Here is a 12143-nt window from a genome sequence, read left to right as displayed (position 1 = left end):
TCTGATAAGCGATTACCCATGACGACTCGTACCCGTATCCTCACCGGCATCACCACCACCGGCACCCCGCACCTGGGCAACTACGCCGGTGCCATCCGCCCGGCGATCCTCGCCAGCCAGGATGCCAATGCCGATTCGTTCTACTTCCTGGCCGACTACCACGCCCTGATCAAGTGCGATGACCCGCAGCGCATCCAGCGCTCGCGTATGGAAATCGCCGCGACCTGGCTGGCCGGTGGCCTGGATGTGAACCGGGTGACCTTCTACCGTCAGTCCGATATCCCGGAAATTCCCGAGCTGACCTGGCTGCTGACTTGCGTCGCGGCCAAGGGCCTGCTCAACCGTGCCCACGCCTACAAGGCCTCGGTGGACAAGAACCTGGAAAACGGCGAAGACCCGGATGCCGGGATCAGCATGGGCCTGTACAGCTATCCGGTGCTGATGGCGGCGGACATCCTGATGTTCAATGCCCATAAGGTCCCGGTCGGCCGCGACCAGATCCAGCACGTGGAAATGGCCCGTGATATCGGCCAGCGTTTCAACCACCTGTTCGGCAAGGGCAAAGAGTTCTTCACCATGCCCGAGGCAGTGATTGAAGAAGGTGTCGCCACCTTGCCGGGCCTGGATGGGCGCAAGATGTCGAAGAGCTACGACAACACCATTCCGTTGTTCACCACCGCCAAGGACATGAAGGACGCGATCTCGCGAATCGTCACCGACTCCCGCGCGCCGGGTGAGGCCAAGGATCCGGATAACTCGCACCTGTTCACCTTGTACCAGGCGTTCGCCACCCCTGAACAGGAACAGCAACTGCGCAGCGAACTGCTCGACGGCCTGGGCTGGGGCGAGGCGAAAAACCGCCTGTTCCAACTGCTGGACGGCCAGTTGGGCGAAGCCCGCGAGCGCTACCATCAATTGATGGCGCGCCCTTCGGACATGGAAGACCTGCTGCTGGTCGGCGCCAAGAAGGCCCGTGCCGTCGCCGGTCCATTCCTGCAGGAGCTGCGGGAAGCCGTGGGCCTGCGCTCGTTCGTCAACCAGGCCAGCGAGGCTGCCAGCACCAAGAAGAAGGCAGTCAAGGCCGCGCGGTTTGTCAGCTTCCGTGAAGACGACGGCAGCTTCCGCTTCCGCCTGCTGGCGGCTGACGGCGAGCAGCTGTTGTTGTCGCGCAACTTTGCCGATGGCAAGGCGGCCGGCGCTGTCACCAAGCAGTTGCAGTCCGGCCAGGCGCTGGATGTGCGCAGTGAGGCCCTGGGCTTTACGGTGTGGCTCGACGGCGCGTGTATCGCCGACAGCCCGGCCTTCGCCGATAGCGCTGCGCGGGATGCCGCCATCGAAGCCGTGCGCGTAGCATTGACGCCAATCGAAGACTGACCCGACCAAGGGTTGATTGCCATTATCCGGGGCCGTCGTTACAGTGACGGCCCGTTTTTGTTGCCTTGCTAACGAAATTATGACGCCCCTAGAACGATATCAAGCTGATCTGAAGCGCCCCGACTTCTTCCATGATGCTGCCCAGGAAACGGCGGTGCGTCACTTGCAGCGCCTGTACGAAGACCTGGTCGCCTCTTCCCAGAGCAAGCCGGGGATGCTCAGCAAGCTGTTTGGCAAGAAAGACCAGACGCCGGTCAAAGGCTTGTACTTCTGGGGCGGTGTGGGTCGCGGCAAGACTTACCTGGTCGACACCTTCTTCGAAGCGCTGCCGTTCAAGGAGAAGTCGCGCACTCACTTCCACCGCTTCATGAAGCGCGTGCACGAAGAGATGAAGACCCTGCACGGCGAGAAAAACCCGCTGACCATCATCGCCAAGCGTTTCTCCCAGGAAGCGCGGGTTATCTGTTTCGATGAGTTCTTCGTGTCCGATATCACCGATGCGATGATTCTCGGCACCCTGATGGAAGAGTTGTTCAAGAACGGCGTGACCCTGGTCGCCACCTCGAACATCGTGCCTGACGGCCTGTACAAGGACGGCCTGCAGCGTGCGCGTTTCCTGCCGGCCATCGCTCTGATCAAGCAGCACACCGATATCGTCAACGTCGACAGCGGCGTCGATTACCGCCTGCGGCACCTCGAGCAAGCCGAGTTGTTCCACTTCCCCCTCGACGAAGCGGCCCACGAAAGCCTGCGCAAGAGCTTCCGTGCGTTGACGCCGGAATGCACCCAGGCGGTGGAAAACGATAAGTTGATGATCGAGAATCGCCAGATCATTGCCCTGCGCACCTGTGACGACGTGGCCTGGTTCGACTTCCGCGAGCTGTGCGACGGCCCCCGCAGCCAGAACGACTACATCGAACTGGGCAAGATCTTCCATGCCGTGATCTTGAGCGGTGTCGAGCAAATGAGCGTCACTACCGACGACATCGCCCGGCGCTTTATCAACATGGTCGATGAATTCTACGACCGTAACGTCAAGCTGATCATCTCGGCTGAAGTCGAACTCAAGGACCTCTACACCGGCGGTCGCTTGAACTTCGAGTTCCAACGGACCTTGAGCCGCTTGCTGGAAATGCAGTCCCACGAGTTCCTGGCGCGGGCGCACAAGCCTTAGGCAAACACCGAACCAAAATGTGGGAGCGGGCTTGCTCGCGAATGCGGCGTATCAGTCGACTTATTCGTTAACTGACACACCGCATTCGCGAGCAAGCCCGCTCCCACATTTGATTGTGCCCGGCTTTAGTTAGGCGGCCTGCTGGAACTGCTGGCGATACTGGTTCGGCGACAGTTCCGTGTGCTGCCTGAACAGCCGCGCAAAAAAGCTCGCATCGTCGTAACCCACCTCATAGCTGATGGTCTTGATGCTCTTGCGGCTGCCCGACAACAACCCCTTGGCTGTCTCGATGCGCAGGCGTTGCAGGTAGTGCAGCGGCTTGTCGCCGGTAGCGGTCTGGAAGCGCCGCATAAAGTTGCGGATGCTCATGCCGTGTTCTCGGGCCACGTCTTCAAAGCGGAACTTGTCGGCGAAGTGCTCTTCGAGCCAATGCTGGATCTGCAGGATGATCACATCCTGGTGCAGCTTCTGCCCACCAAAACCGATGCGTCCCGGCGCGTAGCTGCGCTGCACTTCGTAAAGGATGTCGCGGGCCACGGCCTGGGCGATGTTGGCGCCGCAGAAGCGCTCGATCAGATAGATGTAGAGATCGCAGGCCGACGTGGTGCCCCCGGCGCAGTACAGGTTGTCGGCGTCAGTCAGGTGCTTGTCCTGATTGAGCTGGACCTTGGGGAAGCGTTCGCTGAAGGCGTTGAAGAAGCGCCAGTAGGTGGTCGCCTCCTTGCCATCAAGCAGGCCGGCTTCGGCGAGCCAGAACACCCCGGTGGCCTCACCGCATAACACCGCCCCGCGCGCATGTTGCTCGCGCAGCCAGGGCAGGATCTGTGGGTAGCGTTTGCTCAGGGCGTCGAAGTCATCCCAGAAGGCCGGCAGCACAATGATATCGGCGTTTTCCAGGCCGCCGTCGACCGGCATGATCACATCGCTGAAGCTGCACACCGATTGCCCATCGGGGCTTACCAGGCGGGTTTCAAAGGCCGGCGTGAGGCCCAGGCCCTGCTGTTTGCCGTAACGCAGGCTGGCGAGGTGGAAGAAATCCTTGGCTTGCATGAGGGTGGAAGCAAACACCCGGTCAATGGCCAAAATGCTGACGCGCCGCAAGGGCGTGGAGACGAGGTTAGACATAATTTCGATTATTCTTATAGGGGAAAGTGGTCAACTAACGGCTGGATCGTCTTATTTTTTGTCGCATGTGTCCAGTGTCCTGTGACGTCCGTGCAGCTTAGGCTCTGTGATCTTGTTTTTGTCCGACAATCGACGCAGGTGACTCATGATTCCCAGAACCTTGTTCAGCTCCGAGCACGAACTCTTCCGCCAGAGCGTGCGCACCTTCCTCGAAAAAGACGCGGTGCCGTACCATGCGCAATGGGAAAAGCAGGGCCATATTGATCGCGCCCTGTGGAGCAAGGCGGGGGAGGCGGGGATGCTGTGCTCGCACCTGCCGGAAGAATATGGCGGCCTGGGCGCGGACTTTATCTACAGCACCGTGGTGATCGAAGAGATCGGCCGCCTGGGGCTGACCGGGATTGGCTTCTCCCTGCATTCGGACATTGTTGCGCCGTATATCCTGCACTACGGCAGCGAGGCGCTGAAGCACAAGTACCTGCCCAAGCTCGTTTCCGGGGAGATGGTCACGGCCATTGCCATGACCGAGCCGGGTGCCGGGTCGGACCTGCAGGGGGTCAAGACCACTGCCGTGCTGGACGGCGATGAGTATGTAATCAACGGCTCCAAGACGTTTATTACCAATGGCTTCCTGGCGGACCTGGTGATTGTGGTGGCCAAGACCGATCCCAAGGCCGGCGCCAAGGGCACCAGTCTGTTCCTGGTCGAGGCCAATACGCCGGGCTTCGACAAGGGCAAGCGCCTGGAAAAGGTCGGGATGAAGGCTCAGGACACCTCCGAGCTGTTCTTCCAGGATGTGCGGGTGCCCAAGGAGAACCTGCTGGGCCAGGCGGGGATGGGCTTTGCCTATCTGATGCAGGAGCTGCCCCAGGAGCGCCTGACCGTGGCGATCGGCGCCCTGGCGTCGGCCGAGGCGGCGCTGCAATGGACCCTGGACTACACCCGCGAGCGCAAGGCGTTCGGCAAGGCGATTGCCGACTTCCAGAACACCCGCTTCAAGCTGGCGGAGATCGCCACCGAGGTGCAGATTGGTCGGGTGTTTGTCGACAAGTGCCTGGAACAGCACCTGCAAGGCAAGCTGGATGTGCCGACGGCGGCGATGGCCAAATACTGGACCACTGACCTGCAATGCAAGGTGCTCGATGAGTGTGTGCAGTTGCACGGCGGCTACGGTTACATGTGGGAATACCCGATTGCCCGGGCCTGGGCGGATGCGCGGGTACAGCGCATTTATGCGGGGACCAATGAGATCATGAAGGAGATCATTGCGCGGGCGCTTTGAGTCTCTGGTGCTGTTGAGGGGGCCCATCGCAGGCAAGCCAGCGCCCACATTACCGAGCAAATGCGGGCGCTGGCTTGCCTGCGATGGCGGCCTGAAGGTCAATCAAGGCGCAGGATTCGGGTGATCCTTCTGAATCGCCTCGATCCCTTCCAACACCTCTTTCGACAGTTTCAGATCAGCACTGGCGATATTGCTGTCCAACTGCGCAAGCGTCGTCGCGCCTATGATATTGCTGGTCACAAACGGCTGCTGCGTGACAAACGCCAGGGCCATCTGCGCCGGGTCCAGGCCGTGCTCGCGGGCCAGGGCCACATAGCGGCTGCACGCGGCTTCCGATTGCGGGTTGAAGTAGCGGCTGAAGCGGCTGTAGAGGCTCAAGCGACCCTTGGCCGGCCGTGCGCCGCCTTCGTACTTGCCGCTGAGCATGCCGAATGCCAGTGGCGAATATGCCAGCAAGCCACATTGCTCACGGATGGCGACTTCTGCCAGGCCCACTTCAAAGCTGCGGTTGAGCAGGTTGTAGGGGTTCTGAATCGACACCGCGCGGGTCCAGCCACGGGCCTCGGCCAGGGCCAGGAACTTCATGGTGCCCCACGGCGTTTCATTGGACAGGCCGATATGGCGGATCTTGCCGGCCCTGACCTGCTCGTCGAGGGCTTCGAGGGTTTCTTCCAGCGGTGTGAGGTCGGGCTCTTCCTGGTGCTTGTAGCTCAGTTGGCCGAAGAAGTTGGTGCTGCGTTCCGGCCAGTGCAGTTGGTACAGGTCGATCCAGTCGGTCTGCAGGCGCTTGAGGCTGGCGTCCAGGGCGTCGACGATGTGCTTGCGGTTGTGCTTGAGCTGGCCGTCGCGGATGTAGTCGATGGTGTTGCCGGGGCCGGCGATCTTGCTGGCGAGGATCCAGTCGGCGCGGTCACCCCGACTCTTGAAGTAGTTGCCGATGTAGCGTTCGGTGGTGGCGTAGGTGTCAGCCTTGGGGGGGACCGGGTACATTTCTGCGGTATCGAGGAAGTTGATCCCCGCACCTTTGGCTCTTTCAATCTGGGCGAAGGCCTCTGCCTCGGTGTTTTGCTCGCCCCAGGTCATGGTCCCGAGGCAGATCGCGCTCACGTTCAGATCGGTCCGGCCCAGCTGTCGATAATCCATCGGGTGCTCCTTCGGGGAAAACAATCATAAAAGCAGGTTGAATTTTTTTTCGCAATCTGCATAATTGCCCACCTCTTTCTGCAGTGGAAGTGATGCGCCGCCTGCCGAAGAATCTTGCCGTTGAACGGACGCGCTGACCCGAGCCCCCGATAGCGTCTGTATCCGGCTGCCTTTGACTTGTCAAAGTACGCACTATTCAGTAAGATCCGCCGTCTAATTTACAGGGCGGCCCCTGAGGCTATTAAAGAATGACAACTTTTACTGCAAAACCGGAAACAGTTCAGCGCGACTGGTTTGTCGTCGACGCCGCTGGTCAGACCCTGGGTCGTCTGGCCACTGAAGTCGCCAGCCGTCTGCGTGGCAAGCACAAGCCTGAGTACACCCCTCACGTTGATACCGGTGACTACATCGTAATCATCAACGCTGAGCAGGTTCGTGTAACCGGCAACAAAGCAAGCGACAAAATGTACTACCGTCACTCCGGTTTCCCAGGCGGTATCAAGTCTTCGAACTTCGAAGGCCTGATTGCCAAGAAGCCTGAAGCCCCGATCGAGATCGCGGTTAAAGGTATGCTGCCGAAGGGCCCACTGGGTCGCGACATGTATCGCAAGCTGAAAGTCTATGCGGGCGCTGCTCACCCTCATGCTGCTCAGCAGCCCCAAGAACTGAAGTTTTAACGGAATAGTTCATTATGTCGGCGACTCAAAATTACGGCACTGGCCGTCGCAAAACCGCAACCGCACGCGTTTTCCTGCGTCCGGGCACTGGTAACATCTCGATCAACAACCGCACTCTGGACAACTTCTTCGGCCGCGAAACTGCCCGCATGGTAGTTCGTCAGCCGCTGGAACTGACCGAGACCGTTGAAAAGTTCGACATCTACGTCACCGTTATCGGTGGCGGTGTAAGTGGTCAAGCTGGCGCAATCCGCCACGGTATCACTCGCGCTCTGATGCAGTACGACGAAACCCTGCGCGGCGCTCTGCGCAAAGCTGGCTTCGTGACTCGCGATGCCCGTGAAGTTGAACGTAAGAAAGTCGGTCTGCGTAAAGCGCGTAAGCGTCCGCAGTACTCGAAGCGTTAATTCGCTTTACGTTCCACAAAAACGCCCAGCCTCCTCGCGGAGCTGGGCGTTTTTTATTGCCCGCTTTTTATGCAGGTTTTTTCTGTGTGACAACTTGCCACATCCGTAGACCCCCTATACTACAAGGCTTGGGGCTTAGGCTCCGGGTAATTACCTTGTCAGAGGTGGGGCTTTTCATTACCATTCGGCAAAATTTTTATAAGTTCAGATTTAATACTTAGTAGACGCCTGATTTAACAGGCCAAAAAGCTGATGGGAGAGGACTGAATGAGCAATGACGGCGTGAATGCAGGCCGGCGTCGCTTCTTGGTAGCAGCCACATCCGTTGTGGGTGCTGCAGGAGCGGTGGGGGCTGCGGTCCCGTTCGTGGGGTCATGGTTTCCCAGTGCCAAGGCGAAAGCCGCAGGTGCACCGGTGAAGGTGAATGTCAGCAAGATCGAGCCAGGCCAGCAGATGATTGCTGAGTGGCGCGGCCAGCCAGTATTCATCGTTCGTCGTACCGAGGAAATCCTGGGGAATCTGAAGAAAATCGAGGGCCAGTTGTCTGACCCCGAATCCAAGAATTCCGAACAACCCGCCTACGCCCAAAACGAAGCGCGTTCGATCAAGCCAGAGATTCTGCTGCTGGTCGGTCTTTGCACGCACCTGGGCTGCTCGCCGACCTTCCGCCCGGAAGTCGCGCCTGTGGATCTGGGCAAGGACTGGGTTGGCGGCTATTTCTGCCCTTGCCACGGTTCCCACTACGACCTGGCCGGTCGCGTCTACAAATCCCAGCCTGCTCCGTTGAACCTGCCGGTTCCGCCGCACAACTACGAATCTGACGACGTTATTGTCATTGGTGTCGATAAGGAGAGCGCGTAATGAGCAAGTTCATGGATTGGGTGGATGCGCGCTTCCCCGCCACCAAAATGTGGGAAGACCATCTCAGCAAGTATTACGCGCCGAAGAACTTCAACTTCTTCTATTTCTTTGGCTCCCTGGCATTGCTGGTACTGGTCAATCAGATCGTGACCGGTGTCTGGCTGACCATGAGCTACACCCCGTCGGCGGAAGAAGCATTTGCCTCCGTCGAATACATCATGCGCGACGTCGAGTACGGCTCGATCCTGCGTCTGTTGCACTCCACTGGCGCTTCGGCGTTCTTCATCGTGGTCTATCTGCACATGTTCCGTGGCTTGCTCTACGGCTCGTACCAGAAGCCGCGTGAACTGGTGTGGGTGTTTGGCATGCTGATCTACCTGGCACTCATGGCAGAGGCCTTCATGGGCTACCTGCTGCCTTGGGGCCAGATGTCCTACTGGGGTGCCCAGGTGATCATCTCGCTGTTTGGCGCGATCCCGGTCATCGGCAACGACCTGACCCAGTGGATCCGTGGTGACTACCTGATTTCGGGCATCACCCTGAACCGCTTCTTTGCCTTGCATGTGGTGGCCTTGCCGATCGTGATCCTCGGTCTGGTGGTGCTGCACATCCTGGCGCTGCACGAAGTCGGTTCGAACAACCCCGACGGCGTGGACATCAAGAAGCACAAGGACGAGAACGGCATTCCGCTGGACGGCATTCCTTTCCACCCTTACTACACCGTGAAAGATATCGTCGGCGTGGTGGTGTTCCTGTTCGTCTTCTGCTCGATTGTGTTCTTCTTCCCGGAAATGGGCGGCTATTTCCTCGAAAAGCCTAACTTCGAACAGGCGAACGCATTCAAGACCCCGGAACACATTGCCCCGGTCTGGTACTTCACGCCGTTCTACGCCATTTTGCGGGCGATCCCCGACAAGCTCATGGGCGTTATCGCCATGGGTGCGGCCATTGCGGTGCTGTTCGTGTTGCCTTGGCTCGACCGTAGCCCGGTCAAGTCCATGCGCTACAAGGGCTGGCTGAGCAAAATCTGGCTGTGGGTGTTCTGCATCTCGTTCGTGATCCTGGGCGTGCTGGGCGTACTGGCGCCGACCCCTGAGCGGACGTTGCTGTCGCAGGTCTGCACCTTCCTGTACTTCGCCTACTTCATTCTGATGCCGTTCTACACCCGGCTCGAGAAGACAAAACCGGTTCCGGAAAGGGTGACTGGCTGATGAAAAAATTATTCGCTGCATTGATTCTTGCTGCCCTGCCGACACTGTCCTTCGCGGCCGGGTCTGGCGTGGCACTGGAAAAAGTCGACATTGACGTTTCTGACAAGGCTGCCATGCAAGACGGCGCCCGTACGTTCGCCAACTACTGCATGGGCTGCCACAGCGCCAAGTTCCAGCGTTACGAGCGCGTGGCCGATGACCTGGGCATCCCTCATGAGCTGATGCTCAAGAACCTGGTGTTCACCGATGCCAAGATTGGCGACCACATGAACATCGGCATGCAACCGGCCGACGCCAAGGCCTGGTTCGGGGCTGCACCGCCCGACCTGACCCTGGTAGCACGCGTACGTGGTACCGACTGGCTGTATGGCTACCTGAAATCGTTCTACGAAGACCCTACGCGCCCATGGGGCGTGAACAACAAGGTCTTCCCGAACGTGGGTATGCCTAACGTGCTGGTCGGCCTGCAAGGCCGTCAGGTGGTCGGATGCAAGCAGGTTCAAGTCGTGGAAAACGGCAAGAAGCAATATGACCCGCTGACCGGCACGCCGTTGACCCACGAAGCCTGTGACCAACTGACCATCGTGCCCAAGAGCGGCGCGCTGAACGAGGAGCAGTTCGACGAGAAGGTCAAGAACCTGGTGACCTTCCTGGCTTACTCCGCCAACCCGGTCAAACTGGAGCATCAACGCATCGGTACCTATGTGTTGCTGTACCTGGCTTTCTTCTTCGTATTCGCTTATTTGCTCAAGCGTGAATACTGGAAGGATGTGCATTGATCCAACCTTAGGCAATTGCTGTTAATCTTGCGCGCCCAGCGACGTCTCTGAACGGGTAACGCTCTGGTTGATCCAGGTGTTACAGGAGATGCTTTCTGGGCGCGCTCGTTTTTGAGCTTTCGATAATTTCAACAAGCGAGGAGGACCGCCATGGGCGTGACCAACCGGTTGGCCTGTTACTCCGACCCCGCCGACCACTATTCCCACCGAGTACGCATCGTGCTCGCAGAGAAGGGTGTCAGCGCCGAGATCATCAGTGTGGAGGTGGGACGTCACCCGCCGAAACTGATCGAAGTGAACCCTTACGGCAGCTTGCCCACCCTGGTCGATCGTGACCTGGCGTTGTGGGAGTCAACCGTGGTGATGGAATATCTGGATGAGCGTTACCCCCATCCACCTTTGCTGCCGGTGTATCCGGTGGCGCGTGCCAACAGCCGCCTGCTGATCCATCGGATCCAGCGTGACTGGTGTGGGCTGGTGGATCTGATTCTGGATACACGCAGCAAAGAAGCGGCCCGTGTGCAGGCGCGTAAGGAATTGCGCGAGAGCCTGACCGGCGTTTCTCCATTATTCGCCGACAAACCTTTTTTCCTCAGTGAGGAACAAAGCCTGGTGGATTGCTGCCTATTACCCATACTCTGGCGTTTGCCGATTCTGGGCATTGAACTGCCGCGGCCTGCCAAGCCGCTGCTTGATTACATGGAGCGCCAGTTTGCGCGTGAGGCTTTCCAGGCAAGTCTGTCTGGCGTCGAACGTGATATGCGCTAAGGCTTAAGGAGCCGTTGATGAACTCCAGTCGACCTTACCTGGTCCGCGCGCTCTACGAGTGGATTGTGGACAACGATTGCACCCCGCATATGCTGGTCAATTCCGAGTTTCCTGCGGTGCAGGTGCCACAAGGTTTTGCCAGTGACGGACAGATTGTCCTGAACGTTTCACCCAGTGCCGTGCGTCAACTGCACATGGACAATGAAGCGGTCAGCTTTGAAGGGCGTTTTGGTGGGGTACCCCATACGCTCTATGTGCCCATCGGCGCGATCCTGGGCATTTATGCCCGGGAGAATGGCCAGGGCATGGTGTTTGATCTGGAGTCGTCCCTTGAAGACGACGAAGCGATTGAAATTGAAGATGATCTGCCGCCACCTGATTCCGAGCCACCGCGCCCTAGCGGCCGGCCGAGCTTGAAAGTGGTGAAGTGATAAAACATGCGCCTTCGGGCATGTGTTGAAAATGCCCCGGCTTAGGCTGGGGCATTTTTTTGCGCGCGATAAACCTTGGGCAAATCATGCAGGGCGGTGATCGTACAACTCGCTTGGGCTATGATGCCCTTTTGAATCATCGAGATAGTTGCCTGCCCATGGAAAACCTCAGCACAGCCCCGCGTCTTCCCCGCAAGCGCCGTAGCCTTGCCCAGGAACTGGTCACGGTGTTGTCCGAACAGATCCGCGATGGCCAGCTCAAGCGTGGCGACAAACTGCCCACCGAGTCAGCCATCATGGAAGCCCATGGGGTCAGCCGCACGGTGGTGCGCGAAGCGATCTCGCGGCTGCAGGCAGCCGGGCAGGTGGAAACCCGGCATGGCATCGGCACCTTTGTGCTGGATACGCCGAGCCCCAGCGGGTTCCGCATTGATCCGGCGACCGTGGTCACGCTGCGTGATGTACTGGCGATCCTCGAATTGCGCATCAGCCTGGAAGTGGAGTCTGCTGGTCTCGCGGCCCAGCGTCGCAGTGACGAGCAGTTGGCAGCGATGCGCGCGGCCCTAGATGCCCTGAATGAAAGTGCAGCGCACGCCAGTGATGCGGTAGCGTCGGACTTCCAGTTCCACTTGCAGATTGCCCTGTCCACCGGCAACCGTTACTTCACCGATATCATGACCCACCTGGGCACCAGCATTATTCCGCGGACCCGCCTGAATTCTGCGCGCCTGGCCCATGACGACCAGCAGCACTACATGAGCCGCCTGAGCCGTGAGCACGAAGAGATTTATGAGGCGATTGCCCGCCAGGATTCGGATGCGGCGCGGGCGGCGATGAGATTGCATTTGACCAATAGTCGAGAGCGGCTGCGCCAGGCTCATGAAGAAGCGCAGGCGCAGCGGGGGTAATTC

At 59.0% G+C, this 12143-nt stretch carries 13 protein-coding genes; 11 read left to right on the top strand and 2 right to left on the bottom strand.

Annotation, left to right across the window (positions count from 1 at the left end; genetic code table 11):
• Nucleotides 1-18 precede the first annotated feature (18 nt).
• Together K1X80_RS24290 and zapE are read left to right on the top strand one after the other, a co-directional pair.
• Nucleotides 19-1374: a tryptophan--tRNA ligase gene (locus K1X80_RS24290; RefSeq protein WP_057438063.1), complete on the top strand. Its 1356-nt coding sequence runs from the start codon at nucleotides 19-21 to the stop codon at nucleotides 1372-1374.
• A 79-nt stretch (nucleotides 1375-1453) separates the two neighbouring features.
• Entirely contained in the window at nucleotides 1454-2548 is a 1095-nt protein-coding gene (zapE, locus tag K1X80_RS24285) for a cell division protein ZapE (RefSeq protein ID WP_057438065.1), read from the top strand.
• 129 nt (nucleotides 2549-2677) lie between these two features.
• Here the strand turns inward: zapE and K1X80_RS24280 are convergent, their stop codons facing one another.
• On the bottom strand, nucleotides 2678-3598 hold the full coding sequence (locus tag K1X80_RS24280; RefSeq protein ID WP_169866093.1) for a GlxA family transcriptional regulator: 921 nt from the start codon (nucleotides 3596-3598) through the stop codon (nucleotides 2678-2680).
• Between the two features lie 220 nt (nucleotides 3599-3818).
• On the opposite strand from K1X80_RS24280, the gene K1X80_RS24275 reads away from it, so the two are divergent.
• The gene (locus K1X80_RS24275) at nucleotides 3819-4955 is read left to right on the top strand and encodes an acyl-CoA dehydrogenase family protein (protein ID WP_120734148.1); all 1137 of its coding nucleotides are present in this window, start codon (nucleotides 3819-3821) and stop codon (nucleotides 4953-4955) included.
• Nucleotides 4956-5057: 102 nt separating this feature from the next.
• Here the strand turns inward: K1X80_RS24275 and K1X80_RS24270 are convergent, their stop codons facing one another.
• Entirely contained in the window at nucleotides 5058-6098 is a 1041-nt protein-coding gene (locus tag K1X80_RS24270; RefSeq protein ID WP_128592798.1) for an NADP(H)-dependent aldo-keto reductase, read from the bottom strand.
• 248 nt (nucleotides 6099-6346) lie between these two features.
• Between K1X80_RS24270 and rplM the strand changes: the two genes are divergently transcribed.
• The 8 genes from rplM (at nucleotide 6347) to K1X80_RS24230 (ending at nucleotide 12140) form a co-directional block, all read left to right on the top strand.
• Nucleotides 6347-6775: a 50S ribosomal protein L13 gene (gene rplM, locus K1X80_RS24265; RefSeq protein ID WP_029291908.1), complete on the top strand. Its 429-nt coding sequence runs from the start codon at nucleotides 6347-6349 to the stop codon at nucleotides 6773-6775.
• Nucleotides 6776-6789: 14 nt separating this feature from the next.
• Nucleotides 6790-7182, top strand: a complete 393-nt coding sequence (gene rpsI / locus K1X80_RS24260; RefSeq protein WP_003171743.1) for a 30S ribosomal protein S9 — start codon at nucleotides 6790-6792, stop codon at nucleotides 7180-7182.
• Between the two features lie 267 nt (nucleotides 7183-7449).
• Complete coding sequence (gene petA, locus K1X80_RS24255) at nucleotides 7450-8043, top strand: ubiquinol-cytochrome c reductase iron-sulfur subunit (RefSeq protein WP_032860120.1); 594 nt, start codon at nucleotides 7450-7452, stop codon at nucleotides 8041-8043.
• The gene (locus tag K1X80_RS24250) at nucleotides 8043-9254 is read left to right on the top strand and encodes a cytochrome bc complex cytochrome b subunit (RefSeq protein WP_003188526.1); all 1212 of its coding nucleotides are present in this window, start codon (nucleotides 8043-8045) and stop codon (nucleotides 9252-9254) included. Before petA ends, K1X80_RS24250 begins: the two co-directional genes overlap by 1 nt.
• Nucleotides 9254-10033 carry a cytochrome c1 gene (locus K1X80_RS24245; RefSeq protein ID WP_220172535.1) on the top strand — a complete coding sequence of 260 codons (780 nt, stop codon included), beginning with the start codon at nucleotides 9254-9256 and terminating at the stop codon, nucleotides 10031-10033. The genes K1X80_RS24250 and K1X80_RS24245 overlap by 1 nt, the downstream gene beginning before the upstream one ends.
• Before the next feature lie 150 nt (nucleotides 10034-10183).
• Entirely contained in the window at nucleotides 10184-10801 is a 618-nt protein-coding gene (locus K1X80_RS24240; protein ID WP_027604841.1) for a glutathione S-transferase N-terminal domain-containing protein, read from the top strand.
• A 17-nt stretch (nucleotides 10802-10818) separates the two neighbouring features.
• Nucleotides 10819-11232 (top strand): ClpXP protease specificity-enhancing factor, encoded by a 414-nt coding sequence (locus tag K1X80_RS24235; RefSeq protein WP_057438071.1) that lies wholly within the window; start codon nucleotides 10819-10821, stop codon nucleotides 11230-11232.
• A gap of 158 nt (nucleotides 11233-11390) precedes the next feature.
• On the top strand, nucleotides 11391-12140 hold the full coding sequence (locus K1X80_RS24230) for a FadR/GntR family transcriptional regulator (RefSeq protein WP_057958438.1): 750 nt from the start codon (nucleotides 11391-11393) through the stop codon (nucleotides 12138-12140).
• The last annotated feature ends 3 nt before the right edge of the window (nucleotides 12141-12143 follow it).

The sequence above is a fragment of the Pseudomonas sp. So3.2b genome, assembly GCF_019464415.1.
In the GTDB taxonomy this organism is placed as follows: Bacteria; Pseudomonadota; Gammaproteobacteria; order Pseudomonadales; family Pseudomonadaceae; genus Aquipseudomonas; species Aquipseudomonas shahriarae.
Note: the sequence above shows the minus strand (reverse complement) of the source record. Positions and strands in the feature narration are given on the sequence as shown.